28 protein-coding genes are annotated in these 23,333 nt (G+C 63.9%); 16 read left to right on the plus strand and 12 right to left on the minus strand.

Annotation, left to right across the window (positions count from 1 at the left end; translation table 11 throughout):
- Positions 1-454 precede the first annotated feature (454 nt).
- On the plus strand, positions 455-1,129 hold the full coding sequence (locus AC1DYM_RS07955; RefSeq protein ID WP_477337435.1) for a hypothetical protein: 675 nt from the start codon (positions 455-457) through the stop codon (positions 1,127-1,129).
- 4 nt (positions 1,130-1,133) lie between these two features.
- Here AC1DYM_RS07955 and AC1DYM_RS07960 read toward each other — a convergent pair whose 3' ends face one another.
- A complete protein-coding gene (locus tag AC1DYM_RS07960) occupies positions 1,134-1,748 on the minus strand; it encodes a CGNR zinc finger domain-containing protein (protein ID WP_477337436.1) in 615 nt (204 codons plus the stop codon).
- A gap of 163 nt (positions 1,749-1,911) precedes the next feature.
- On the opposite strand from AC1DYM_RS07960, the gene AC1DYM_RS07965 reads away from it, so the two are divergent.
- Both AC1DYM_RS07965 and AC1DYM_RS07970 read left to right on the plus strand, forming a co-directional pair.
- The gene (locus AC1DYM_RS07965) at positions 1,912-2,604 is read left to right on the plus strand and encodes an alpha/beta hydrolase (RefSeq protein ID WP_477337437.1); all 693 of its coding nucleotides are present in this window, start codon (positions 1,912-1,914) and stop codon (positions 2,602-2,604) included.
- A 16-nt stretch (positions 2,605-2,620) separates the two neighbouring features.
- The gene (locus tag AC1DYM_RS07970; RefSeq protein WP_477337438.1) at positions 2,621-3,391 is read left to right on the plus strand and encodes an SDR family oxidoreductase; all 771 of its coding nucleotides are present in this window, start codon (positions 2,621-2,623) and stop codon (positions 3,389-3,391) included.
- Between the two features lie 7 nt (positions 3,392-3,398).
- Here the strand turns inward: AC1DYM_RS07970 and AC1DYM_RS07975 are convergent, their stop codons facing one another.
- The 3 genes from AC1DYM_RS07975 to AC1DYM_RS07985 form a co-directional block, all read right to left on the minus strand.
- Complete coding sequence (locus tag AC1DYM_RS07975; RefSeq protein WP_477337439.1) at positions 3,399-3,797, minus strand: MAPEG family protein; 399 nt, start codon at positions 3,795-3,797, stop codon at positions 3,399-3,401.
- Positions 3,798-3,918: 121 nt separating this feature from the next.
- On the minus strand, positions 3,919-5,043 hold the full coding sequence (locus AC1DYM_RS07980; RefSeq protein WP_477337440.1) for an FAD-dependent oxidoreductase: 1,125 nt from the start codon (positions 5,041-5,043) through the stop codon (positions 3,919-3,921).
- 30 nt (positions 5,044-5,073) lie between these two features.
- On the minus strand, positions 5,074-6,603 hold the full coding sequence (locus AC1DYM_RS07985; RefSeq protein WP_477337441.1) for an FAD-dependent monooxygenase: 1,530 nt from the start codon (positions 6,601-6,603) through the stop codon (positions 5,074-5,076).
- A gap of 83 nt (positions 6,604-6,686) precedes the next feature.
- Here AC1DYM_RS07985 and AC1DYM_RS07990 point away from each other — a divergent pair, with 83 nt between their 5' ends.
- The gene (locus AC1DYM_RS07990; RefSeq protein ID WP_477337442.1) at positions 6,687-7,313 is read left to right on the plus strand and encodes a TetR/AcrR family transcriptional regulator; all 627 of its coding nucleotides are present in this window, start codon (positions 6,687-6,689) and stop codon (positions 7,311-7,313) included.
- Between the two features lie 87 nt (positions 7,314-7,400).
- Positions 7,401-8,054 (plus strand): glutathione S-transferase family protein, encoded by a 654-nt coding sequence (locus AC1DYM_RS07995; protein ID WP_477337443.1) that lies wholly within the window; start codon positions 7,401-7,403, stop codon positions 8,052-8,054.
- 49 nt (positions 8,055-8,103) lie between these two features.
- Here AC1DYM_RS07995 and AC1DYM_RS08000 read toward each other — a convergent pair whose 3' ends face one another.
- Both AC1DYM_RS08000 and AC1DYM_RS08005 read right to left on the minus strand, forming a co-directional pair.
- The gene (locus AC1DYM_RS08000; protein WP_477337444.1) at positions 8,104-8,604 is read right to left on the minus strand and encodes a DoxX family protein; all 501 of its coding nucleotides are present in this window, start codon (positions 8,602-8,604) and stop codon (positions 8,104-8,106) included.
- A gap of 56 nt (positions 8,605-8,660) precedes the next feature.
- Positions 8,661-8,948 (minus strand): hypothetical protein, encoded by a 288-nt coding sequence (locus AC1DYM_RS08005; protein WP_477337445.1) that lies wholly within the window; start codon positions 8,946-8,948, stop codon positions 8,661-8,663.
- A 651-nt stretch (positions 8,949-9,599) separates the two neighbouring features.
- On the opposite strand from AC1DYM_RS08005, the gene AC1DYM_RS08010 reads away from it, so the two are divergent.
- A complete protein-coding gene (locus AC1DYM_RS08010) occupies positions 9,600-9,782 on the plus strand; it encodes a hypothetical protein (protein WP_477337446.1) in 183 nt (60 codons plus the stop codon).
- Positions 9,783-10,019: 237 nt separating this feature from the next.
- Positions 10,020-10,646: a hypothetical protein gene (locus AC1DYM_RS08015; RefSeq protein ID WP_477337447.1), complete on the plus strand. Its 627-nt coding sequence runs from the start codon at positions 10,020-10,022 to the stop codon at positions 10,644-10,646.
- 115 nt (positions 10,647-10,761) lie between these two features.
- On the opposite strand, the gene AC1DYM_RS08020 is transcribed toward AC1DYM_RS08015, so the two are convergent.
- Positions 10,762-11,058 carry a hypothetical protein gene (locus AC1DYM_RS08020; RefSeq protein WP_477337448.1) on the minus strand — a complete coding sequence of 99 codons (297 nt, stop codon included), beginning with the start codon at positions 11,056-11,058 and terminating at the stop codon, positions 10,762-10,764.
- A gap of 178 nt (positions 11,059-11,236) precedes the next feature.
- Complete coding sequence (locus tag AC1DYM_RS08025; protein ID WP_477337449.1) at positions 11,237-12,169, minus strand: AraC family transcriptional regulator; 933 nt, start codon at positions 12,167-12,169, stop codon at positions 11,237-11,239.
- Between the two features lie 136 nt (positions 12,170-12,305).
- Here AC1DYM_RS08025 and AC1DYM_RS08030 point away from each other — a divergent pair, with 136 nt between their 5' ends.
- Entirely contained in the window at positions 12,306-13,136 is an 831-nt protein-coding gene (locus AC1DYM_RS08030; protein WP_477337475.1) for an oxidoreductase, read from the plus strand.
- A gap of 4 nt (positions 13,137-13,140) precedes the next feature.
- Here AC1DYM_RS08030 and AC1DYM_RS08035 read toward each other — a convergent pair whose 3' ends face one another.
- Positions 13,141-13,719, minus strand: a complete 579-nt coding sequence (locus tag AC1DYM_RS08035; protein ID WP_477337450.1) for a TetR/AcrR family transcriptional regulator — start codon at positions 13,717-13,719, stop codon at positions 13,141-13,143.
- 120 nt (positions 13,720-13,839) lie between these two features.
- Between AC1DYM_RS08035 and AC1DYM_RS08040 the strand changes: the two genes are divergently transcribed.
- Positions 13,840-14,133 carry an NAD(P)H-dependent oxidoreductase gene (locus AC1DYM_RS08040; RefSeq protein ID WP_477337451.1) on the plus strand — a complete coding sequence of 98 codons (294 nt, stop codon included), beginning with the start codon at positions 13,840-13,842 and terminating at the stop codon, positions 14,131-14,133.
- Positions 14,111-14,452 (plus strand): NAD(P)H-dependent oxidoreductase, encoded by a 342-nt coding sequence (locus AC1DYM_RS08045; RefSeq protein ID WP_477337452.1) that lies wholly within the window; start codon positions 14,111-14,113, stop codon positions 14,450-14,452. The genes AC1DYM_RS08040 and AC1DYM_RS08045 overlap by 23 nt, the downstream gene beginning before the upstream one ends.
- Before the next feature lie 26 nt (positions 14,453-14,478).
- Here AC1DYM_RS08045 and AC1DYM_RS08050 read toward each other — a convergent pair whose 3' ends face one another.
- Positions 14,479-15,132, minus strand: a complete 654-nt coding sequence (locus AC1DYM_RS08050) for a VOC family protein (RefSeq protein ID WP_477337453.1) — start codon at positions 15,130-15,132, stop codon at positions 14,479-14,481.
- A gap of 100 nt (positions 15,133-15,232) precedes the next feature.
- On the opposite strand from AC1DYM_RS08050, the gene bla reads away from it, so the two are divergent.
- Both bla and AC1DYM_RS08060 read left to right on the plus strand, forming a co-directional pair.
- Positions 15,233-16,204 carry a class A beta-lactamase gene (gene bla / locus AC1DYM_RS08055; RefSeq protein WP_477337454.1) on the plus strand — a complete coding sequence of 324 codons (972 nt, stop codon included), beginning with the start codon at positions 15,233-15,235 and terminating at the stop codon, positions 16,202-16,204.
- Positions 16,205-16,246: 42 nt separating this feature from the next.
- The gene (locus AC1DYM_RS08060) at positions 16,247-16,750 is read left to right on the plus strand and encodes a DUF3455 domain-containing protein (RefSeq protein WP_477337455.1); all 504 of its coding nucleotides are present in this window, start codon (positions 16,247-16,249) and stop codon (positions 16,748-16,750) included.
- Here the strand turns inward: AC1DYM_RS08060 and pdxR are convergent.
- Positions 16,747-18,183 carry a MocR-like pyridoxine biosynthesis transcription factor PdxR gene (pdxR, locus tag AC1DYM_RS08065; RefSeq protein ID WP_477337456.1) on the minus strand — a complete coding sequence of 479 codons (1,437 nt, stop codon included), beginning with the start codon at positions 18,181-18,183 and terminating at the stop codon, positions 16,747-16,749. The two genes, AC1DYM_RS08060 and pdxR, sit on opposite strands and share 4 nt — an antisense overlap.
- A gap of 154 nt (positions 18,184-18,337) precedes the next feature.
- Between pdxR and AC1DYM_RS08070 the strand changes: the two genes are divergently transcribed.
- Entirely contained in the window at positions 18,338-19,981 is a 1,644-nt protein-coding gene (locus AC1DYM_RS08070; RefSeq protein ID WP_477337457.1) for an alpha/beta fold hydrolase, read from the plus strand.
- 35 nt (positions 19,982-20,016) lie between these two features.
- On the opposite strand, the gene AC1DYM_RS08075 is transcribed toward AC1DYM_RS08070, so the two are convergent.
- Positions 20,017-20,940, minus strand: a complete 924-nt coding sequence (locus tag AC1DYM_RS08075; RefSeq protein ID WP_477337458.1) for an AraC family transcriptional regulator — start codon at positions 20,938-20,940, stop codon at positions 20,017-20,019.
- A gap of 28 nt (positions 20,941-20,968) precedes the next feature.
- Here AC1DYM_RS08075 and AC1DYM_RS08080 point away from each other — a divergent pair, with 28 nt between their 5' ends.
- The 3 genes from AC1DYM_RS08080 to AC1DYM_RS08090 all read left to right on the plus strand — a co-directional run bounded on the left by AC1DYM_RS08080 (position 20,969) and on the right by AC1DYM_RS08090 (position 23,198).
- Positions 20,969-21,718, plus strand: a complete 750-nt coding sequence (locus AC1DYM_RS08080) for an alpha/beta fold hydrolase (protein ID WP_477337459.1) — start codon at positions 20,969-20,971, stop codon at positions 21,716-21,718.
- Positions 21,719-21,790: 72 nt separating this feature from the next.
- Positions 21,791-22,237 carry a RidA family protein gene (locus AC1DYM_RS08085; RefSeq protein ID WP_477337460.1) on the plus strand — a complete coding sequence of 149 codons (447 nt, stop codon included), beginning with the start codon at positions 21,791-21,793 and terminating at the stop codon, positions 22,235-22,237.
- Positions 22,238-22,340: 103 nt separating this feature from the next.
- Positions 22,341-23,198, plus strand: a complete 858-nt coding sequence (locus AC1DYM_RS08090; protein WP_477337476.1) for a PA4780 family RIO1-like protein kinase — start codon at positions 22,341-22,343, stop codon at positions 23,196-23,198.
- The last annotated feature ends 135 nt before the right edge of the window (positions 23,199-23,333 follow it).

Consider the following 23,333-nt stretch of genomic DNA (forward strand, 5'->3'; position numbering starts at 1 on the left):
CGTTCGCATCGGGCGGATGCCGAAGAAGCCGGCATGCGGCTTGATGCTACGGACGCGTAAAGGTGGGCAGTAGGTCCGGCGACGGCACGGGAATGGTTCCATCGCGGCAACAATCGCCGCGACTACCTCGCCAGGAGCCGCCGTGACAGCTCGCGGAATGCCTCACCGACGACACGCGGGTTTTCGATCCACGGGAAGTGGCCGGCATCGGGCACTTCGCAGGTCAGGACGTTCGGCGTGCCGTAGCTTGGATCATCCCAGCCGCGCTGGCTGACGATCCGATCGTTCGCACCCCACAGGCGCGATAGCCAGCGCCCGGGCCGTCTGTGCGGACTCTATATCGGAACGGGCTTGCCGAGCACCATCCTCCACGTGACGGACGCCGGGTTGGGAGTCAACGCGCGTGGCAGTACAGTCCGAGCTGTCGCTCCGACCAGCCAGGTGAGGATGCTCGATGGACTTCATGCGTATCCTGCAGTCGCTCGAAGAGTTCCTCTACGAGATCATGGGCTGGTTGGTGTTTTACCCCCGGGCCCTATGGAGAACGCTCTGGCATCCGGTGGCCGTCGCCGTCTACACGGGCGAGCAACTGAAGCAGTCGCGCGAGGAGCAGTTCACCGAGATGGTCAGCCCGCCGCTGATGCTGATCCTGACGATCGTGCTGGCGCATCTTATCGAGTTGGGTACGCGTCACGGCACGCCAACGATCGACACCGTCCTGGGCAGGGAGCTGTTCTCTTCCGAACAGATGGTCATCGCGACGCGCAGTGTCGTTTTCTGCTTCTTTGGCTTGTTCGGTGCGATGGCCATGCTAAGGCTCCAGCGACAGCCGACGAACAGGGAGTCGCTGCGCCATCCGTTCTACATCCACTGCTACCTGCTCGCCCCGTTCGCGCTCGGACTGGCGATAGCGTCGACCATCATCAGCTTCGCGAAGGGCGACTGGATACTCGTGGGCGCAGCGTTGCTGATCCTCAGCTGCCTCTGGTACGCGTGGGCGCAGATTGCGATCTACGCGCGGCTCCTGAAACTTTCGTGGTGGCGAGCCATGGGCACTGCGGTGGTCGCCAATAGTCTTGCTACAGGCGTGATCGTCGGTTTGTATCTTGTGGTGGCCGGCGTGCGGTGAGGCCTCAAGGTCGTGCACCGACTCGCTGTCGATGCGCAAGCTGCTTCGCCCGGTTGCCACAGGCGGACATGCTGCACCAGCGACGGACGTGACCGCGCGTGTGATCGGCGAACAACAGGGTGCAGGTCGGACCTTCGCAGGCCTTTACGTAAGAGAAGTCTTCCTCGGCGACCAGCGTCGCCATGGCTTCGGCGACCGGAAGGAGCAGCGACTCGGGTGACGTCCACCGGCGCACTCGCTCGAAGCCCATGGTGCCCGAGTCGAGCGCGACCACACGGCCGTAGCCTTCGTCGCGCGCGAGCAAGCGATTCAGCGGGTCGAGCTCACGCAGGCTCGCCGATGTGAGCGGCTTGCCCTTGTGCTCCCGAACGAATCCCCGGAACCACTCCCGCAGATCCCGAACCTGCTCAGCGAGCCGATCGAGCTCACCCGGCATGGCGCCGCCACGCATGGCGACCAGGACGTCCGCCGGCACCAGGTGGGCCTGTCCGAGCCAGTCGATCAACCCATCGCCGTTGTCGATCCAGTCGATCGTGACGTTCGCCGGCGTCGCGATGGAGTTGAGGAAATCGAGGCCGGCCGAGTCGGCGATGAACATGGCGGGGGTAGGGGAAGGCATGGTCGTCCTTAGGTGATGACAACAAAGTAACCGCCTAAAACGGAGTTGACAAGTTACAAGGACGCAAATAACCTTGTTGACGTACGTTGGATGGTTACTTAGGCCGTGCTCGCTAGATCGCGCGGGCCGCCTCCCCAACATTCCCTCAGTGGAGCTTCGAGCGATGTCCGAGCAGACCGTCCAAGTTGTCCTTGTCCCCGGCGCCTGGGCCGATGGCTCCAGCTGGTCGAAGGTGATCGTCCTTCTCCGAAACGACGGCATCGAGGCGGTCTCGGCACCGATCCCGCTGACGAGCCTGGCCGATGACGTCCAGGCGCTGGAGCGCACCCTCGACCGCGTCGCTGGGCCGGTCGTTCTCGTAGGCCACGCGTATGCAGGTGCGGTGATCGGCGAAGCTCGCCATCCCCAGGTGCGGGCGCTGGTCTATGTCGCGGCTCTTGCACCCGATGAAGCTGAGACGGTCGCGGATGTCTTCTACCGAAACGAGCCGCATCCTCTTGCGCCGACGCTCGCGCCCGACAGTCACGGTCTGATCTGGCTGCCGCGTGACGCATTCGCATCGGCATTCGCACAGGACGCTTCGCCCGAAGATCAGGCGTTAGCGATGGCGACCCAGCGTCCGATCACGCCTGCGTGCATCACGGTGCCGGTCGGGCGTCCACTGTGGAAGGACATCCCTGCGTGGTACCTGCTGGCCGAGGAGGACCGCATGATTGTCGAGAAAACCCAGCGCTTCATGGCTGAACGCATGGGTGCTCGTGTCCACGCCTTACCTGTCGACCATACGCCGAGCGTCACGGCACCCGATGCCGTTGTCAGCGTGATCCTCGAAGCCGTTCGCGGCGTCATTCACTGAGAGCCGGAGCATCGCCATGTCAAAGACAGTCGCCATTGTCACGGGAGCAAGTCAGGGTATCGGTCGATCCACGGCACTACGCCTTGCGCGGGATTTCGGCGCGATCGTGCTAGTCGCGCGCAACAAGGAAGCCCTGGAGTCGACGGCCTCCGACATTCGTCGGGAGGGTGCGGAAGCACTCGTCATCGACATGGATCTCGGTGCACCAGCCTCGGCGAAAGCCGTGGTCGAGCAGACGCTGGCAACCTTCGGTCGCATCGACGCCCTGCTCAACATCGCCGGCGCGGTACCGCAGATCGATCTGTTCGCGATGACCGACGAACAATGGGACGCAGGCATGGCGCTCAAGCTCCACGGGGCGCGTCGCCTGACGATCGAAGCGTGGCCGGCGCTGAAGGCGACTCACGGTTCGGTCGTCCTCATCTCGGGAAATTCCGCCGAGACGCCGAAGGCCCCCTATGCAGCCGTCGCCACGATCAACGCGGCGATCGTCGCACTCGCCAAGGCCTTTTCAGATCGTGGGATCGCGGATGGCGTGCAGGTCAACAGTGTCTTGCCGGGTCCCGTCATGACGGGCCGCCGTCGTTCCTATCTCGAGCATTGGGCACCGTCACACAGCATGACGGTGGAAGAAGCCACCACGGCGTTCCCTCGCGAGGCGGGCATCGCCCGCTACGGTGAGCCGGAGGAGATTGCCGAACTCATGGCTTTCCTCGTGTCGCCAGGCGCGAAGTGGATGACGGGTTCGACGATCCGGATGGACGGTGGCGAAGTAAAGGCGACCTGATCGTCGATCAGAGCAGCACAGCCGCGGCGATGACCAGCGTTGCGCCGCACCCCACCACGAAGGCAAGCGTCCGCACCACGGGAATACCCGCCGAATAAACGACATAGTGGATGAGACGGGCCCAGAGATAGACCTTGGCGGCAAGCACGGTCGCTGGGGTGGAGACGCTCATCAGCGAGGCCACGATCACCAGCGGAGCGAACACGGCGAGGTTCTCGACCGCGTTGGCATGGGCACGCCGCGCCCGTTCCGCCCACGCAGGATCGGGCGTAAAGGAAGGATCGGGATTGGCCAGTGCCTTGACGGTGCCGCGCGTCAGGATGCGCGCCGTCATATAGGGAATCCACATCAGGGCGGTGGCCGCGCAAACGAGGGCCAGCGTGTGGAGTTCGGGCGAAAGCGTCATGGGACTGGCCTCGTAGGCACCGCGATGGGGACGAGGACAAGTCTGGCGGCTGGCACTCGCGGACGGTATCGCCGCGAGTGCCAACTTTGGGGTCATTTGCGCCACGGCCGTGGCGCCGGCATCAGGCCTGCTTGAGTAACGTGTATGTGGCCCGATAACTGCGCGGGACGACAAACGGCATGATGAAACGGCGCAGCCCATAAGGCAGTCGCGCCGACTTCGACAGACGATCCGTCATGGCCTGCACATGCGCCACGCGAGGCTGGCGCGCCTGCTCGAAACGCCGGCCGACCGCGGCCATGTCGCCGGTGTCCGAGACGATGCCGGCGAGTGCGAGCGCATCTTCCATCGCCAGCGCCGCACCTTCGGCCCACACCGGTGCCGTGGCGTGCGCCGCGTCACCGAGAAGGACGACCCGACCTTCGCTCCAGCGGCTCAGGCGCACTTCCTCGATGGGCGAATGGTAGAGCGACGCCGGATGAGCGAGCGCCCAGGCGAGCGCTTTGCGCACGCGCTCGGGGAAGTCGCGAAAGGCCCGGTCCAACTGCTTCAGGTCGTCGCCCGCGACATCCGAGGAACTCACCGCGACCCAGCCATAGACCGTCGCATCGTCGATGGGAAGCAGCAGGATCGTGCCGTGCTCGCCCGTCCACACCGTCCAGCCATCGACGCCGGGATTGGGCGCCATGAAACGCCAGCTAGCCGAGGCGATATGCGCGGCGGACGGCTGCGACGCCCCCATGACCGCCTGGCGCACGGTGGAGCGCACGCCATCGGCGCCGACCAGCAGGCGTGTGGCGAGTTGCTCATCGTTGTCCAGGCGGACATGGACGGTCGAAGGATCTTGCTGGACGGAGGCGATGGCGCGATCCGACCGGAGTTCGGAAGCCTCCATGCCGTTGCCGAGCATCGCCATCAGGTCGGCGCGACGCACCGCGCGCGGGCGGTGCGCCTCGCCCCAGAAGCTGTCTTCGTCGATCGCGGCAAGCAGGCGATCATCGCGCGAACGGTACTCACGCTTGCGCACCGGGTGTCCCAGCCGCGCGATGTCGGCGCTGAGGCCGAGTTGCTCGAGTGCCGCGATGGCATTCCCTGGAAGATTGATGGCAAGGCCGCCATCGGCCGCCACGGGCCGGCGCTCGACCACGAGGGACGCGATGTCGCGTTGCTTCAAGGCGCGCCAGGTGGCGAGGCCGGCGATACCGCCGCCGGCGATGACGATACGCTGCGAATCTTCGACTGCCATGACACACGCCCTTCTATCTGCAATCGCCGATTATGCCTCGCCGAACCATCGCGACACGTTACAAATCACGTCATTAAGAGCCGCTTCTTCCTCGGTCGCCCACGCGACGATGCCGTCGGGCCGCACGAGCAGGGCGCGCGAACCCAGTTGATCATTGCCGTTGCTCGTGTTGCCGCCGATGTACTCGACGCGATCGCCGAAGTTTGCAAAGTCCTGCAGCGGCGCGCACGGATCGAATTCGAGCAGAAGACCCTTGCCGCTTCTGAGGCGTTCGCCTAGTCGTGTTCCGTCCGCCAGCTCAAAATCGGGGACGCTACGCCCCACCAGCGGATGATCCGATCCCAGGTCGTAGCGGAGCGTCACACCCGAGACGCGCCCCGCGAAATACGTCGCCCCATCACGCGTGTCGATCAGGTCTCGGACGATAGCCTCGAGTGCACGCGAACTCCGGCTGGGCCGCATCAGCGCCACCTGCGCGCGTGACCAGTCGAGCACGCTGGCACCGACCGGATGGCGCTCGGTCGTGTAGGTATCCAGCAATCCCTCGGGTGCATCGCCCCGAAGGGTCGCGGCCAGCTTCCAGCCGAGATTCATGGCATCGCCGAGCCCGAGGTTCAGGCCCTGACCGCCCAAGGGAGAGTGAATGTGCGCGGCGTCGCCGGCGAGCAACACGCGTCCACGGCGATACGACGTCGCCTGGAAGGCGCGATCGGTCCACGTCGTCGCCAGCCGAAGTGCCGTCACCGTCACGTCCGTTCCCGAGACGCGTCGGAGCACTCCCTGCACGTGCTCGAGCGAGATCGGCTGCATCCGGTGACAGGCGCCGCCATCGAACTCGACCATGGCAACCGTTCCGGGTGCGCCGTACGTGTACATCCCCGTCGGCGTGTAGTGGCGGCCGGGCCGAAGCGCATGCGGCTCGGCCAGCTCGACATCCACGGAGTAGCCGGTGAATTTCGGATCGGTGCCGACGAAGTCGAAGCCACCAGCCTTGCGCACTGTGCTGCGGCCACCATCGCAACCGACGAGCCAACGGCCGCGAAACACTTCATTCGCCGCGGTGACGCGCACGCCCTCGTCGTCCTGGTCGAGACCATCGACGCCAGCACCGCGCCGGATATCCGCGCCCATCGCCACGGCCCGCGCCTCGAGCGTGAGCTCCAGAGACTCCATGGTGACCATCATGCTGGTGGCGGCCGGACTCGGCTGGCGCCAAGGCCAGGCTGAGCGATCGACCTTGTCCTCGTAGAACTGGATGCCGGCGAAATGGCCGGCCGGGCGTCGAGTCTGGTCCATCCAATGGGCGGCGCCCGCCGCGCCGGGACCGACGCCGTCTCGCCCCGGCTGGCGTGCCGCGATCTCATCCAGCATGCCGCGACGGTCGAAGCCGTCGATCGAGGGCGCGGAAAGGCCGCGCATGCCGAAGGGCAGGCGCTTCAGGGGAGACCGCGGATCGGCCTGCGCTTCCAGCACCAGTACCGACAGCCCAGCCAGGCGCAGTTCGCAGGCCAGGAACAGGCCGACCGGGCCCGCGCCGGCCACCACAACGTCGTAGATCAAGGCGATATCCTCAGGTGGGCGGCAGGCACGCCGCCCTCTAAATAGTTACACTGGGTGTAAGTTTCTACAGGGCACAGGGCCAGATGTCAAAACCGGACGGGCTTCGGAACAAGAAAAAGGCGGAGACGCGACAGGCGATATCCCATGTCGCGACACGCCTGTTCATCGAGCGCGGCTTTGAAAACGTCTCGGTGGCCGAGGTGGCGCGTGAGGCCGGGGTGGCCCGGAAGACGGTGTTCAACTACTTCCTGCGCAAGGAGGATCTGATCTTCGATCGGGAGGAGGAGGTTCGAGCCCTGGTGCGCGATGCGATCACGGACCGTGGAGCGAAGTCCCCGGTTCGTGCGTTCGAAGCTGCCATGCGGGCCCTCGTGGACACAGGCCATCCGATCTTTCAGATGTCCGCCCGGCCGATTCAGTTCTGGCGTACCGTCGGGGCGAGTCCTTCGCTCACGACCTATGCGCGCGAGTTGCAGGTGACGCTTGGCGACGATCTTGCCGCGATGCTTGCCGATGCGCTGGGCAGGCCTCCCACCGATCCCGACGCGCGCCTCGCCGCGTGCATGCTGGTTTCCACCCTCGTGGTGGCTTACGGCGATGCGCTTCGTGCCTTTCGGGAGGGGCAGGATCCGGTGGCGGCGTTTGAGAGAGTGATGGCGCAGGGTTTCAAAGGCGTCGATGCCGCCCTCGCGGGGACACCTTATGTGTGAGATGTCGAACGACACGCCGCTCGTTCGACGGGATAGGTAAGGCAAGGCAACCCGCTCGCCCGAAGGCCGATTCAGGAGACGTACGCCATGACGATCACGATCACCGCATTCGAACACTCACCCGACGGTGGCAAGGGGCTCTCGCGCGACACGCGCGTGCGTTGGGCGCTGGAAGAAGTGGGCCAGCCGTACAACGTGCGCCCCCTCTCGTTCGAAGCGCTGAAGCAGTCCACGCATCTGTGCATGAATCCCTTCGGGCAGATCCCGACCTACGAGGAGGGCGATCTGTGCCTGTTCGAAAGCGGCGCCATCGTCTTCCACATCGCGGAACACTACGCGGGGCTGTTGCCGAGCGATGCGAATGCGCGCGCGCGGGCGATCATGTGGATGTTCGCCGCGCTCAATTCCGTCGAGCCATCGATTCTTGAAATCGTCGTCGTCAAGTTTGCGGAAGGCGACAAGCCCTGGTCGAAAGAGCGGATGCCCCTGGTCTTCGATCGCATCCGCCAGCGACTTCGTCCGCTTTCTGCCCGCTTGGGTGATGCGGAGTGGCTCGATGGCGAGTTCAGCGCAGGCGACCTGATCATGGTGTCCGTGCTGCTCCGGTTGCGGATGTCCGGCATTCTGGATGAGTTTCCGAACCTGGCCGCCTACGTTGCACGTGGCGAGGCGCGGCCGGCGTACCAGCGGGCTTTTGCTGCCCAGCTGGCGCAAGCGACGGGCGCTTCGGCCGTCGGCTGAACGGGTTTGTCCGCGGGGGTGATGCCAGTGGGTGATCGCGGGCCGTGCCTCAGTCTTGGGGGCGCGTTCTCGCCTGCCGAGCGATCCGGTAGGTATCGATCGCCCATGGGCCCGCCCCGCCGAGGCACAAGGCAAGTATCCCTGCCGCGTAGAGCAAGTCCGTCTCATAGCCCGGCTGACCGAAGTGCGCTCCCGCCGCGTCATAGGACAGCAACTTGATGGAGCTGAAGCCGTTCGGCAGATGCGCCGTCACCGTCGCGACCAGCAGCACCACGAGCATCGGCAACGCCGCCACCGGAATGAACGCGCCCAGCAGGACCAACAATCCGCCGACGACCTCGATACCTATCGTGGCCCAGCCGAGCACATCCGCGAACGGCATCCCCATCGCGTGGAGGATCGCGATGAAGGCATCGGGGCCGCGGGCGAGCTTTGCGTAGCCGTGTTCCAGGAAGCCAAGGCCGACGATCAGTCGAAGGGGCACGGCGTGCCAACCGCCCGGTAAGGGCCATGGCGCGGTGGTGAGTCGGGAAAGCGAGGTTCGGTTCATGCGGGGTAGTTCGCGACAACGGCGCTACCGGTTACACCGACCCTCGTGGCCCGCGCTTATGGAGTGAGGGGCGTTTGCGTCTGCTCCCAACAGAGCCGAACGTGCGCCTGTGCCGTGCATTGAACGCCCATCAGCGTCAGTGCACCGATGGCTTCCAGACCGAGAGCCATGCGTTGGCAATCGACCACCTCGGCTTCATGAACGAGATCGGCCAGCAGCCCCGTGATGCCGCGCGCGTATTGAAGCCACTCCGTGGCTGCGTTCATCAGTTCGTGTGCCGACGCCTCCGGGTCAACGTGATACATAAGCCGGCCATCCATGCTGTCGCTGCGGGATGTAGTCACTGCGTCTCTCCTTGCGATAGTCGCTGCGAATCCGGGTGCGGCACGCCATGCAGTACACGACGTGCCGCGGCCCAAACGGACTCGCGGGTTCACCGGCGGCCCGTGACCGGGCGACGGACGGTGTGCGTTGACGATGTAGATTGCGGCGTCAGCGTGCTTCAGCGGTCCACGCGGCTACGCGCCGGGTAAGACGGCCAAGAAACTTCTTAGAAAAAGGGCTGGCGCCGCGACTCGTCAACCGTGTCTGCGACGAAAGCAGACGCCTCGGTAACCGGTGGGTGTGCCGCCTGGGGGATTCGGCGGGCGAGCGCGTGCCGTATGATTGGTATCAGCCATATCAACTCTCGTAAGTTGGTTTTGGTCAGCGGGTCAGAGGTGTTCGTTGCACCTCTGGCTCGCGCTTCTTCACCGCATGAGGCGATGGTTGTCTGCGAGGCGTTTGTGTCGACGACGCGGGCAACGGTTAGGAACGTAGCAAAACAACTTCGTGTTGTCTGTAGGTGTGGTGCGCGTATTTCTTGCGCGTCATCTTTGGACGAAGTGGTTGAGTGATTGCCTACGAAAATTCGGGCGACAAAACCTGCGAGTACAAGCGTTTGATGACGAAGTTGTCGTCAGCGAAAGGGATATCATTTGCGGATGGCAAAGCGAATGAAATATCCCATCGAGAACATCCCCTATCCCACCCGCGGGACCCTGCTTTCACGAGCTAAGCGCGCGGCTGTGATGGATGCGGCGCTGGCGTCGATGGCAGTCGAGGGCCTGCTCGTCGGTTGGCGTTTTACGGACCGCTTGGTGCTCAAAGTGGCATCCAGGACAGCCAAGAAACGCTGACTCAAGGGCAATTGTTGTACACCGTATTCCAACATACGAAGCGAGATGAATGACCATGCCTGCTAAAAAGAAGAACTACCCTGTTCAGGGCTTCCCCACCCCTGGTGCGCTTCTCACAGATGCTCAGCGCTCCGCTGCCATGAAGGAGGCATTGGCGTTGATCGCTGCTGAGGGTCCTCTTGATGCCAAAAAGTATCCGAGACCTCGGATAACCGAAGCGCCTAACCAGCCGTAGCCATGGATGAAGGGATCGGGACGTCACTTACAAACGTCTTCATCAACTGCCCATTTACAGAAGACTATAGCGATCTCTTCGATGCCATGGTCTTCGCCGTTGTGGCCTGCGGATTTCAACCAAGGTCTGCACTCGAGAGCGGAGATGGTGGTGAAGTTCGCATGGACAAGATTGCTCGCCTCATCAAGGCATCGCCACTCAGCATCCACGATCTTTCTGCCGTCGAGCTAGATGCAGCCAATCACCTTCCGCGCTTTAACATGCCCTTCGAGCTTGGCCTCACTTTGGGGATCAGAGCCGCTGGTGACAGCCACTCGAAGCACAAGGTGCTGATCCTCGAAAGAGAGAAATATAGCTATCAGAAGTACCTTTCGGATATCTCAGGCCAAGACCTTCAGGCGCACGATGGCGACGTTGAGCGAATGATTTTGAGAGTGCGGAACTGGCTACGCACGGAAACAGGGCAGGACCTTCCTGGCCCCAAGCGGATCATTGCCGATCTTCAGCGCTTTCAGAAAGCGCTTCCTGTTAGCTGCCAGAAGGCAGGAATTTCACCGGCCGATCTGCCGTTCCCCGAATTTCTTGCAATGCAGCTGGCGTTCGTCAAATCGACGGAAGCTTCCTGCTGAGTATCGCGGTGAGCCAATGCTTCGATTCTCGCGTTCTCATCGGTGCTATGAACAGTACGGCCCTGTTACCGGGCGGAGGTGACCGCGCCCTGCGCGCGGCCACCCATCTCCCCGCTTACTTACCTTCGGGAACGAGGTTAGCGAGCTTGCCCTTCTTGTCGAACTGGCAGGTGAAGTTCTTCTTGCCGTCCATGCCTGCGTCAGCGACACCGGCGATGGAGTAACCGGAGCCTGAGTCCGCAGCCTGGATCGGCTGGAGTTGGATGTAGTCGTTCTTGACGTCGTACTTCTTCGCCGCGGCATCCAGGCAGCGGGTGGTCAGCTTGCCCGGGTCGGGTCGGTCGGATGCGAAGGCGTTCGAGGCCAGGATCAGGCCGAGGGAACCGGCCAGCAGCAGGGCGGAATGGCGCATGGGTCTATCTCCGTACGAGGCACGAGGCCGGGGTTATTGCTGGATCGAGTGTGCCTTTCAATTCCTTGCGGCAGGATGAACTGGGCCGGCCGGGTATTGAGGGATGCCTCACTCCGGCTCCGATCTCCCGCCCGCCCCTCTTGRAAATAGCAATAAAAGCAGTGACATAGCCCCGTCTTCAGTGCGACGAAACGAACGGCGAGGGCGTCAGCGCCGCCGGCATGGCGAAGTTCCGCTTCATGCGTTCCACCTCTTCCACCGGGGGTCTTCCGAACAAACGCCCGAATTCCCGGCTGAATTGCGACGCGCTCTCGTAGCCGACGGCAGCGGCTGCCGCGGCGGCGGTGGTGTGCTGGCGAAGCATCATCAATCGCGCCTGGTGCAGGCGAGTCGATTGCACGTAGCGCATCGGCGAGGTGCCGGTCATCGCGCGGAAATGCGCGTGGAAGGTGGGTGCGCTCATCGCCGCTTCACTGGCCAGTTCGTCGATGCTCAGCGATTCGCCGTAGCGGCTATGGATCATCCGGATCGCGCGCGCGACCATCCCGAACTTGCCTTGCTGTGCCAACGCCGCGCGTAACGACCCACCCTGTGCACCGGAGAGGATCCGGTAATAGATCTCTCGTACGAGTGCCGCGCCGAGCAGTTCGCCTTCCGGTGGGCTCGCCAGTGCCTCGAGCAGGCGCAGCACCGATGCCGCCAGCGCGTCTTCCATGGGCGACGCATACAGTCCGCGCGGTGCCGCCGCCGATGCGCCGTGGTGCTCGTCGATCTGCAGGCAGAGTTCGGCGGCCATCGCATGATCGAGACGGAAATAGATCGCCAGCAACGGCTCCGCTGCGGTGGCGTCTGTCTCCATGGTGAAGGGGACAGGTACGGACACCACCAGATAGTGCTGCTCGTCGTAGACGAAGACCTCGTCGCCCAGGAGGCCGCGTTTGCGTCCCTGCACGACGATGACGATGCCGGGCTCATAGAGCACAGGCGTACGACTCAACGGTCGGTCGGCACGAAGTAAGCGCACGTCCGGCAACGGCGTCAGGGTGTAGCCCTCCGCCGACGCGAGGGCGCGGAGGAGGCCGATCATGCGACGGCGGACGAGTGTATCCATGCGCCCACTCTCCGGCTTCAGGCACGTCTCCGCAAGCGCCACTCATAGGATCAGGCAATCACGCCATATGACAGGCCATGGGGCCCAACGCACCGGAAGCCTACGATGGCCACCTGTCCAGACCAGGAGGCTATCCATTAGCAGCAAGACCCTTTTCATCACCGGCGTCAGCAGTGGCTTCGGCCGGGCATTGTCCCGGGAGGCCTTGTCCGTCGGCCATCGAGTGATCGGCACCGTTCGCAACGAGGAAGCGCGCCGTGCCTTCGAGGCGCTGCACGACGATCACGCGCACGCCATCCTGCTGGACGTCACCGAGATTGATGCGATTCCCGCCGCGGTTGCCGATGCGGAATCGCGCTTCGGTCCGGTCGACGTGCTCGTGAACAACGCGGGATACGGTCACGAAGGCATCTTCGAGGAGTCGCCGCTCGACGAGATGCGTCGCCAGTTCGAGGTGAACGTGTTCGGCGCCGTGGCGGTCACCCAGGCCTTCGTGCCGCGATTCCGTGAGCGTCGCCGCGGACACATCGTCACTATCACCTCGATGGGCGGCTTCATCACGATGCCCGGGATCGCGTATTACTGCGGCAGCAAGTTCGCTCTCGAAGGCATCAGCGAAGTGCTCGGCAAGGAATTGAAACCGTTTGGTGTGCATGTCACCGCCGTCGCACCCGGCAGCTTCCGCACGGACTGGGCGGGCCGGTCGATGCAGCGCTCGCCGCGAAGCATCGCCGACTACGACGCCACCTTCGATCCGATCCGCAAGGCGCGGGAAGAAAAGAACGGCAAGCAGCTCGGTGATCCGGCGAAGGCTGCCGAGGCCATCCTGACCCTGGTCAGCCTGCCCGAGCCGCCGGCGCATCTTCTGCTCGGCAGCGATGCGTTGACTCTCGTACGCGAAAAGCTGGCCGCCATGAAGGCTGATATCGACACGTGGGAGAGCCTGACGCGATCGACCGACGGCTGACGCGTTATCGCTCGGTGGCGTGCATCAACATGGGCAGGACGATCGCTTCGATCCTGTCCGCCATCTCCTCGGCCGATACGCGATCGCGCATCGTCAGCCAGAGGCGGGCCGCGCCGAAGATGGCCCACGCCGCCGTGGTGAACACCAGTTCCGGGTCGACGCCTGGCACGACCTGATGCTGGCCGGATCCTTCGCGGAAGATGTCTTCCACCACCGCAATGATGGAATCTTCCAGCGGCATCTTGCCGAGCCCGCCCGGACACCCCGGTGACGCCGCCAGGTAGTCGCATACACCGAGCGCGATAGCCCGGAGTCCACCCTCGCAGCTGTTGAACGACAGTCCGCGCCGCTCGACCAGGTCGCGGAAGCGCGCTGCCGCCATGGCCTGCAGCAGGCTGCTCTTGTCCGGATAGTGCAGATAGAACGTGGCGCGATTCAGCGTCGCCTCGTCGGCGATGTCCTGGACCGAGATCTCTTCAAACGACTTCTGGGTCAACAACCGGGCAAGCGCATCGATGAGCATGCGACGACTGCGCAGGATGCGCGGGTCGATCTTCTGCACGGCGGGCAGGCTGGCGGGCACGGAAGGCGTCATTGGGCTCAAGGATACCGGCATAGGCACCCGACGTCTAAACGACACTTGTCTATTACCGTTGGCAGACATATGCTGTGTAAACGTCATTTGTCTATTAGGAACCAAGCCATGTCCAAGCTACTGCACATCGATTCCAGCCCGATGCTCGAAAATTCAGTCACCCGGCAGCTGTCCGCGGCGTTCGTGGACCAGTGGGTCGCCGCCAACCCCGGCGGCCGTGTGTTGACGCGTGATCTCTATGCCACGGCGATTCCCCCCATCGATGCGTCCTGGGTCAATGCCGTGCGCACGCCGGCCGACCAGCGGTCGGACGCGCAGGCCCAGACGCTGGCGCATCTCGGATGCGCTGATCGCCGAACTGGAAGAAGCCAACGAATACGTGTTCGCCGTGCCGATGCATAACTTCGGGGTACCCGCGATCTTCAAGCTCTGGATCGACCAGGTAGTGCGCGCCCAGCGCACGTTCTCGTACGGCGACGGCACGACGCCGGCAGGCCTGCTCACGGGCAAGAAGGCCACCTTCATCGTCGGCACCGGTGGCCCGCAGAGGGACGAATACAACTTCGTCGGCCCCTATTTGCAGACCATGTTCGGCTTTCTCGGGGTGACGGATGCCACCCTGCTCACCGTGAACGGGACCATGGCGCTCAACTTCGGCGCCGATCGGGAGACGTTCATGGCGCCGCATCTGGAGACGGCGGCGGTGCTCGCACGCGCCTAACGCGGGTGTGGCGGCGGAACTGTCCGCTAAAGGGGCAGTTCCTCGCCGGCCTGTTCACGGACGATGTACTCCGCGTACCAGTCCGGCCAGTTCTCGTCGTGTTTGCCGCCCGTGCGCTTCTCGTGCTCACCGTGTGCGGCACCCGCCCGCCGCAACGCCGCTGCGAGGTCTTGCGATGAACGGAACGTCGTGGCGGCCTCTACCCGGCCGGGCGCACGCTGCGTGATTTCCTGGAACAACCAGCCATTGCCGTCCGGATCCTGGAACGAGGCAAAGGAGCGATAGCTGCTACGTGCCGGATCGATGCCGCCAATCCGTACCCGCCCGAAGAGATAGGGCTCGTCAGTCCCGGCATATACGCCAGCGGCATCGTGGAACACGTCGCTGATCGGTACGCCGCGATCGAGCAGCTCCTGACGAGCCGCTTCGATATCGGAAACGATCAGGTAGAGGCCTTGCGCCGAACCAGGAGCGGCGGCGGTGACGTTCTTGCCGAAGATCACGGAACAAGCGGAACCCGGTGGCGTGAACTGGATGACGCGGAAGTAGCCGTCGTCGGAAGGGTAATCGGCATCCAGTCGCCATCCCAGATCGCCGTAGAAGCGCTTGGCACGATCGACGTCGGCCACGGGGATCACGACGATCTCTAGTTTCATGTCCACACCAGCGTTAGCGTTCATGACACCCTCCGCCACTCAATTGCCACATTCTCGTCGTTGTCCGACCCCGATTTATTGCAACGATGAGCGCCCGTTTCCTATGAATGGCTTACCGATGTTGATGCAGATGCTTCGTGCCGTGACGCTTTCGCTGGTGGCCGGCTCGGTCTTTGCCGCCCCCGTCGATACGGGGTTGCAGGCATCCCTCGACCGCATTGCCAGCGAAGCGCGCCCGGGCACCCTCGGCATCGTCGTCATGGATCCGGCAACCGGAAAGTCGATCAAGGTGAACGACGACCGCAGCTACCTGATGATGAGCGCGTTCAAGGCGCCCATCGCCGCCGCGGTGCTGGCGCGCGTCGATAGCGGCGAACTGAAACTCGATCAAAAGGTTCACCTGGTCCCGGCGGACATCGTCCCCGGCTCGGCCGTGCCGTCGCTCGGCAAGCGGCTCGAGGCGGGTGCACTGGATGTGTCCGTTGAAGAAGTGCTTCGTGCCGCGGTGACCCAGAGCGACAACACCGCCGTCGATGCGTTGCTCAGACTGCTTGGCGGCGGTCATGCCGCTACGGGGTTCCTCGAGAGCAAGGGTGTTCACGGCATGCGCATCGACATGGGCGAGCGCGAGCTGAGCCTGATGTTGAACGGGCGGAAGCCCGGCGAGAAGCCCGTCGCCGGCGAGTCCGACGAGGCAGCCGACGCGCGTGTGAAGAAGGGCTTCCAGGCGGTGCTCGCCAGCAAGGTCGACTCGACAACCCTCGATGGCGCCGCGACCTTTCTCGACAAACTCCAGTCCGGCGCACTGGTGTCGCCATCCTCGACAAACATGTTGCTCGGCATGATGACGGCGCAGGTCATTCCGAACCGCGTTCGTGCAGGTCTGCCCGCCGGCTTCCAACTGGCCGACAAGACGGGCACTGCCGGAACTTACAACGACCGCCTGGGCGCATGGAACGACATGGGTATCGTCACGGCCCCCGATGGTCGTCGCATGATCGTCGCCGTCTTCCTGAGCGATTCGCCCGCGAAACCGAAGCAGGCCGATGCATGGTTCGCGGAAATCGGGAAGGCCGTGGCTGCGTCGATGCAGTGAGACCCGATATAGTCGGGGCCTCGCGCAATCCGGGATTCGCCCATGAAAACATCGCTCGCCTTTCGTACGATCTTGCAGACTTGCGTTCTCGCCGTCATGAGCAGTGCAAGTATCGCCAGCGCCCAGGGCGCTCCGACGAAGCCGCCCGCCATCGAAGCCTTCGGCAAGGGCGTACAGATCTACACCTGTAAGGCGGTCGCAACGAATTACGCCTGGACGCTGAAAGCACCCGAGGCGACGTTGAGCGACGTCAAAGGCAACGTCATCGGCAAGCACTTCGCGGGGCCGAGCTGGCAGGCGAACGATGGCAGCACGGTCGTCGGTGAGGCGTTGAACGCGTCGCCGTCACCGGATGCTGGCGCCATTCCCTGGCTCGTCATTCATGCGAAGTCGACGACGGGCAGTGGCGTGCTGAGCAAGGTTGCGTACGTGGTGCGCACGCGCACGGAGGGCGGCGTGGCACCTGCGACGGGTTGCGATGCCGGTCATGCCGACGCGGAAGTTCGCGTGCCTTATAGCGCGGTGTACCTTTTCTTCCCGGGCTAGGAACCGGCAACCGCCAGATAGGACTCGGCAAGCCGGACCCCGGCTCGCTTGAGGTTCGCCTCCGATACCCCGGCGTAGCTGAGCACCAAGGTGACGTGATCGGGCGGCGCCCGGTGGAAGCGTTCGGCGGAACGGATGCGTACGCCGCGGTTCAGTGCCTCGGCCAACAGCGCGTCGGTGGCAGAACGCGGCAAGCCGTGAAAGTGGATGAAGAGCGATCCACCGGCCACCGAGCCGGTCACGGTCATGGCGTCACCGAGACGGCTCTGCAGCGTGCCATGCAAGACCCGGTGACGTGGAGCGAGGCCGTGTGCGATACGTCGAAGGTCGCGCAAGTACTGGCCGCTGCCGATGCATGCGGCGAGCACGTGCTGTTGCATCGATATGCTGCCTCGATCGGCCAGCCACTTCACCGCCAGGAAGCGTTCGCGCAGCGCGCGCGGCACCAGCATGTAACCAAGCTGCAAGGCGGGGAACATGGAGCGCGCAAAGCTGCTGACGTGGATCACCCGGCCGTGGCGATCCAGTGACCACAACGACGGTGACGTACGTACGCCGAAACGGTGCTCGCAATCGAAGTCGTCCTCCACCAGGCACGCGTCGTTCGCGTAGGCCCATTGCAGAAGTGCCCGGCGCCGATCCTCGGTCATGACGACGCCGGTCGGGAACTGAAACGAGGGGGCGACGTTGATCAGGCGCACGCCGTGTAACGCCGCCGCGTGGCGATCGATGTCCATGCCGTCCGGACCGACCTCGCAAGGCACGATCCGCGTTCCCATGGCTTCATAGGTATGACGGACGCTCCAGTGGCAGGGTTCTTCCACGCCGACGCTGTCACCTTCGTCGAGCAGGACACGCGCGATGAGGTCGCGTGCCTGCTGCGCGCCGCTGACGATGAGGACATCGTCGGGATCCACCTCGATCGCACGCTCGACGCTCAAGTAGCCGGCGACGGCGCGGCGAAGATCGATGGCACCTTGCAGCTCGGGAAAGTCCGGTGTGTGGCGCCGGCGCAGCAATGCCGTCAGGTTCTGCACCCATGCCTTGAGGCTGCGTGGGTCGGACGCTACGCGAGGTTGCGCGAGATCGATCACGTGGCCGTCGGGGACGGGCGTTTCCATCACGGGCGCGGCAGGCAGGTCGGCCCGCCGGGCCAGGCGGGACAAGCGCACCTCTCCTGGCACCTCGCCGTGCTGCTCCGCGAGCACCTCGCGTGCCGACGTGGCGGCGGGGCGGGCGCTCACGTACGTGCCGCTGCCCGAGCGCGAGTCCAGGTAGCCCTCGCTCTCCAACTGGTCGTAAGCCATCAGCACCACGGTGCGGGAAACGCCCAGGGCCACGGCCATCGAGCGGCTTCCGGGCAGGCGTGCGCCGACCTGAAAGCGTCCCGAATCGATATCCCTTCCGATCGACTCGGCGACCTGGACGTACATCGGATCGTCGGCTTTCCCCCGTCCCGGCATTCGGGTCCCTTGTGACAGTCCGAAGTGGTCACATCGGAAAAGCTCGCCACCGGTCATTTACGGCTCTCCTCGCCCTGAACATCATCGCGTCTACGCAGGCTGAACTGACCAAGGATGCATCAAAATGAAGCGCTTTTTGTTGACCGCGCCCAAGCTGCTGGCGCTGATCGGTTGCATGGCGTGTCCGGGACTGGCGAGTGCCCACGGGATCGACGATCACAGCAGTGATCCGGCCTACGCCAGGTACTACCACCAGCAGGTCAACTGGGGCGGGTGCCCGCCCTCGCTGTTCACCGATGGCAGCACGATCCAGTGCGCTCTGGTCACGGTGCCCATCGACTGGGCCGACCCGCGCCAGGGCGATATCACCATCGGAATTTCCAGGCCGCTCAACCCGCAGCCGTATACCCGCCTGCTGCTGGTGAACGCCGGTGGCCCGGACAACTCCAGCGCGTCGCAGGCCGAGATGCTGGAGCAGTTGCAGCCCCAGGTCATGGTCGATCACCTCGTCGTCGGCGTCGATCTGCGTGGCATCACCGACGGCACCGGCACCCAGGTCAGCTGTGATTACGCGCCGCGCACCGGCGCCGAGAATTTCATGGACGGCGACAGCCGCAACCCGACCGCGGCCAGCTTGCGGGCACAGCAGACCTGGTGGAACCGGTCGATGCACTCCTGCCTGCAGCAACATGCCGCCTTCCTGAAAGGCATCAGCACACCCAATCACGTTCGTGACCTGAACCTCGTGCGAGCCGTGCTGGGCTTTGGTCGTGCCGACCTGATGGGCATCTCGAGCGGGAGCAGCCTCATGGCTTATGCCGACCGCATGTTCCCCGACACCTTCGATCGCGTGGTGCTCGACAGCAACATGAACTGGGTGCACCTGGACTGGGAACGGCAATCGTTGAAGCGCATCGCCATGGACCAGCTGAATATCCAGCAGGCCTTCATCCCCTTCATCTCGCGCCATGACGACCAGTTCCACATGGGCACGACGCCGCAGAAGGTGTTGACGACGTTCCAGCAGATTTACCAGGCGACCTCGCAGCACCGCATGGGCAGCGTCACGCCGGACCAGGCACTCGGTGCGCTGGATGGCACGGGCATGTGGGTGTTCTGGGACTTGCTCGTCTCGCCGTCGCTGGGCGCGATGTCACAGGCGCTGGATGGCGATCCGGCGCATATCGCGGCCGCCGAGCAGATGGCGGCGGCCACCTATGCCGACCTGCGCTTGCTGCCCAGTTTCAATCCGATGCAGTTCGCCCTGCAGTGCAACGACTCCGGTTCCACCGATCCACGCAGCATCAACCAGAAGATCGCGGACGTGCGTACCTACTGGGCCATCGGTGCATCGACGCTGATCGACAACTGCGAGAACTGGCCGTGGCAGCCTGTGCTCGATCGCGTGCTGGAAGCGCGCACGACGGTGCATGCCCTGATGTTGCAGGACGAGTTCGATCCGTCCACGCCGTATTCGGAAGCGCTGAAGGATCGGTTGGATAGCGGTAACGCGTCGCGGATGGTGCTGGTCAACAACGCGACGACGCACGGCGTCATGTATGACGACAACGCCTGCACCCGCAGCACGGAATTTGCATACCTGAGCTCCGGTGTCATGCCGGTCAGGGATGTGGTCTGCCAGGCCCAGCCGATGCACTCCTTCGCCATGCAGGACACCGTGACCTATGAATACGGTTACCCGGCATCGGGTGGGTGGCTGCCACCACCGCCACGTGTCCAGCAGGTGAGCTGGTTGCTGGTTCCCTGAGCGATGCAAATGACCGGCACCACGGAGGGTGTCGGTCATTTGCCTTTCTCGACCCTGGGCGGGTGCCCGTAAAGAGCTTTGTAAGCCCGACTGAACGCCGCTTCGGACCGGTAGCCCACGCTCAGCCCCACCTGGCCCACCCGCGCATCGCCCTTGCCCAACAGCTCCCGGGCGAGCGCCAGGCGCCACTCGCTCGAATAGCGTTGCGGTGACTGCCCGACCAGCGCGGTGAAGCGCTCGTAGAAGCTCGATCGCGACATGCCCGCGACGTCAGCGAGGGCGTCGATGCTCCAGCGTTCGCGTGGGCTCTCGTGGATCGCCTTGATCGCACGGGCGATGCGCGCATCGATCAATCCGCCGAGCCAGCCGGTCGTGTTGCCCTGGTGGACCCAGCTGCGAAGCGTGCGTATCACCACCAGGTCGATCAGCCGGGAAACCATCAAAGCGGCGCCCGCCTGATGGTCGGCGGCCTCCGCCAACATGAAGCCAACGATGGGCCTGAGCCACGCCCCGCAGTCCTCCTCGCGGACATGGATCCGGGGCGGTAGTGCCAGAGCCGTGCCATGGCGACTGTCGGGATCGAACCAGAAGCTGCAGTCGATGATCGCCGCCGGCGTTCCCATCGTCTCGAGACGTACGTCCCCGGGACCGTGGGGTAACAGTAGAAGCTCGTTCGCGCGCACCTGCATGGTCGCCTCGCCTTCCGCGTGGACCGCGAGTTCTCCTTCCTCGATCACGATGACGTGCGCCATCGCCGGGTCCAGAGAGACGACATGATGTGTCGGCAGCGGCTTCGACGTCACCTTGTCTCCGGTGAGGCGAAGTTGGGCGAGCACGTGAGAGAGCAGATCCGCCGACGGCGAGGTGCCTGCCTCGTCGTCCGGATGAATCGTCAAGTCTTTCGGATGCCCTGTCATGGTTCGCTTTCTCGTCGGAAGGTATATCTGTGCGGCGCGCAAAAACTATCACGCCAAACAGGATCTCTTGATGAAACTCTTTTACTCGGCGGCGGCCCTTGCCGTCGCCATGGCCCCGGCCGCTCCCGTCGCAGCGAGCGCTGCCACGGCCAAGAATGTCGTGCTGGTGCATGGTGCGTTCGCCGGTCCTTCAAGCTGGGACAAGGTGGCCGTGATCCTTCGTAAGAAGGGGTTCACGGTCAGCGAGGTGGCTATCCCGATGACGTCGCTGGAAGCCGATGTGGCCGCGACGCGTGACGTGCTGGAATCGCAGAAGGGTCCGACGGTCTTGGTGGGACACTCGTGGGGCGGCGTGGTGATCGGCGAAGCCGGCGACAATCCGAAGGTGAAGGCGCTGGTCTACATCGCCGCGTTTGCTCCCGACAAGGGCGAGAGCGTGCAGGCGCTTTCCAGTAACGGTCCGCCGACGGAAGGGCAGAAAGAAGTGCATCCGGACGCAAAGGGTTTTCTTTCGATCGATCCCGCTGCGTTCCCCCGTGTCTTCGTGGGCGACGTGCCCGCTGCGGAAGGCGCGGCCCTCGCCAAGGCGCAGATGCCGATCAGCGCGACGGCCTTCGGGACGCCGGCCTCAATCGCTGCATGGCACAGCAAGCCGACCTACTATGCGATTTCCGGCAACGACATGATGATTCCGCCGCAGGCGGAGACACTCTTCGCGCAGCGCATGAAGGCGACGACGGTGACGATTCCGTCCAGCCATGCCTCGCCGGTATCGCATCCGGCTGAGGTCGCTGCGTTGATCGAGCAGGCCGCCAAGTAACGATCGGTTCCAGCACCACGGCATACCATGTCGCGGTGCTGGAACCTCAGGAGACATCTGTTTATGCGCTGCATGGATCGACTCAAACAGCTGGGGTTTGTACTCCCCCCGCCACTCCCTGCGCTTGGCTCGTACAACGTGGTCACGGCGTCCGGTAACCAGGTGTACGTCTCGGGACTGGGACCGATCAAGGATGGCGAGCCCGTGACGGGCCTCGTCGGCGGCGACATGAGCCTGAGCGATGCCCAGGACGCCGCAAGGATGACGATGCTCCTGATCCTTGCCAGTCTCGAGAAGAGCTATGGCCTCGATAACATCAAGCGCTGCCTTCGCCTGACGGTGTATGTGCGGTCCGAAGCCTCGTTCACCGCCCACCCCAAGGTCGCCGATGGGGCGAGTGGCCTGCTTCGTGACCTCTTCGGGGCTGAGTTGCTGCCCGCGCGGAGTGCGATCGGCGTGTCCTCCCTGCCAATGGGGATCCCTGTCGAGATCGACAGCATTTTTGAGAGGTTTGTGTAGGGCCAGACGGCCGGTTCAGGGTGGAATTGGCGCTAAGTCGCGGAAAATGTGAAAATTGTCGGTCGATGGCCACTCTCGCCATGCCACTGACCCCCTGAATCAATTGAAGACGCCCCAAGGCCTGCAGCCGTTGATCGACGACGGCATCATCGATGACGTGCTCCGGCCCCTGAAGAGCGGCAAGGAGGCGGCTGTCTACGTCGTCCGCAGCGGCGGCGATGTCCGCTGCGCCAAGGTCTACAAGGACATGGCGCACCGTAGCTTCCAGCAGCGCGTCCAGTACCAGGAAGGCCGCAAGGTCGGCAGCAGCCGCGAGGCCCGTGCGATCGGCAAGGGCAGCAAGTACGGCCGCAAGCAGCAGGAAGTCGCCTGGAAGAACGCTGAGGTCGACGCGCTCTATCTGCTGCGCGACGCCGGCGTCCGCGTGCCAGAGCCGTTCGGCTATTTCCACGGCGTGCTGGTGATGGAACTGGTCACGGACGCCGATGGCCTCTCCGCACCCCGCCTGGGCGAGGTCGATGTCAGCCCCGAAGACGCTCGGGCATACCACGCGATTCTCGTGCGGCAGGTCGTGCTGATGCTGTGTGCGGGACTGATTCACGGCGATCTTTCTGCCTACAACGTTCTTATCGGGCCGGATGGCCCGGTCGTGATCGATTTTCCGCAGGTCGTCAGTGCGGCGGGAAACAATGCGGCGCGCACGATGCTGCTGCGTGACGTGAACAATCTCACTGCTTACCTTGGACGTTCAGCACCTGAGTTGCTGGACACGTGGTATGGCGAGGAGATGTGGGCGCTGTTCCAGGCCGGTGAACTGCGTGCCGATACGGAACTGACGGGGCATTTCGAGCCGGATGAGTCTGAGGTCGACCTCGATAGCATTCGGCAGTCGATTAATGATGCTCGGGAAGAGGCGTTGATTCGGCAGCAGGGGCGTGAGGCGGCTGCGGAAGAGGACTAGGGACTGTGGTCCGAGTGCTCGCAATGTGCCCGCGCCTGGAGTATCTGTGCGGCCGGCATGAATTTCCGATTGAACAGAGTTCCGCTGTTGCTCCGCTGACAGGTTTCCATGCGCGAACCCTTGCTTCTGGGCCTT

Source organism: Luteibacter sp. P1_D3 (assembly GCF_056406135.1).

Excerpts from the sequence above, each read along its gene's own strand:
- AC1DYM_RS07955 (WP_477337435.1), top strand. The coding sequence starts at position 455 with ATGGACTTCATGCGTATCCTGCAGTCGCTCGAAGAGTTCCTCTACGAG.
- AC1DYM_RS07960 (WP_477337436.1), bottom strand. The coding sequence starts at position 1,748 with ATGCCTTCCCCTACCCCCGCCATGTTCATCGCCGACTCGGCCGGCCTC.
- AC1DYM_RS07965 (WP_477337437.1), top strand. The coding sequence starts at position 1,912 with ATGTCCGAGCAGACCGTCCAAGTTGTCCTTGTCCCCGGCGCCTGGGCC.
- AC1DYM_RS07970 (WP_477337438.1), top strand. The coding sequence starts at position 2,621 with ATGTCAAAGACAGTCGCCATTGTCACGGGAGCAAGTCAGGGTATCGGT.
- AC1DYM_RS07975 (WP_477337439.1), bottom strand. The coding sequence starts at position 3,797 with ATGACGCTTTCGCCCGAACTCCACACGCTGGCCCTCGTTTGCGCGGCC.
- AC1DYM_RS07980 (WP_477337440.1), bottom strand. The coding sequence starts at position 5,043 with ATGGCAGTCGAAGATTCGCAGCGTATCGTCATCGCCGGCGGCGGTATC.
- AC1DYM_RS07990 (WP_477337442.1), top strand. The coding sequence starts at position 6,687 with ATGTCAAAACCGGACGGGCTTCGGAACAAGAAAAAGGCGGAGACGCGA.
- AC1DYM_RS07995 (WP_477337443.1), top strand. The coding sequence starts at position 7,401 with ATGACGATCACGATCACCGCATTCGAACACTCACCCGACGGTGGCAAG.
- AC1DYM_RS08000 (WP_477337444.1), bottom strand. The coding sequence starts at position 8,604 with ATGAACCGAACCTCGCTTTCCCGACTCACCACCGCGCCATGGCCCTTA.
- AC1DYM_RS08010 (WP_477337446.1), top strand. The coding sequence starts at position 9,600 with ATGAAATATCCCATCGAGAACATCCCCTATCCCACCCGCGGGACCCTG.
- AC1DYM_RS08015 (WP_477337447.1), top strand. The coding sequence starts at position 10,020 with ATGGATGAAGGGATCGGGACGTCACTTACAAACGTCTTCATCAACTGC.
- AC1DYM_RS08020 (WP_477337448.1), bottom strand. The coding sequence starts at position 11,058 with ATGCGCCATTCCGCCCTGCTGCTGGCCGGTTCCCTCGGCCTGATCCTG.
- AC1DYM_RS08025 (WP_477337449.1), bottom strand. The coding sequence starts at position 12,169 with ATGGATACACTCGTCCGCCGTCGCATGATCGGCCTCCTCCGCGCCCTC.
- AC1DYM_RS08040 (WP_477337451.1), top strand. The coding sequence starts at position 13,840 with ATGTCCAAGCTACTGCACATCGATTCCAGCCCGATGCTCGAAAATTCA.
- AC1DYM_RS08050 (WP_477337453.1), bottom strand. The coding sequence starts at position 15,132 with ATGAACGCTAACGCTGGTGTGGACATGAAACTAGAGATCGTCGTGATC.
- bla (WP_477337454.1), top strand. The coding sequence starts at position 15,233 with ATGCAGATGCTTCGTGCCGTGACGCTTTCGCTGGTGGCCGGCTCGGTC.
- AC1DYM_RS08060 (WP_477337455.1), top strand. The coding sequence starts at position 16,247 with ATGAAAACATCGCTCGCCTTTCGTACGATCTTGCAGACTTGCGTTCTC.
- pdxR (WP_477337456.1), bottom strand. The coding sequence starts at position 18,183 with ATGTACGTCCAGGTCGCCGAGTCGATCGGAAGGGATATCGATTCGGGA.
- AC1DYM_RS08070 (WP_477337457.1), top strand. The coding sequence starts at position 18,338 with ATGAAGCGCTTTTTGTTGACCGCGCCCAAGCTGCTGGCGCTGATCGGT.
- AC1DYM_RS08080 (WP_477337459.1), top strand. The coding sequence starts at position 20,969 with ATGAAACTCTTTTACTCGGCGGCGGCCCTTGCCGTCGCCATGGCCCCG.
- AC1DYM_RS08085 (WP_477337460.1), top strand. The coding sequence starts at position 21,791 with ATGGATCGACTCAAACAGCTGGGGTTTGTACTCCCCCCGCCACTCCCT.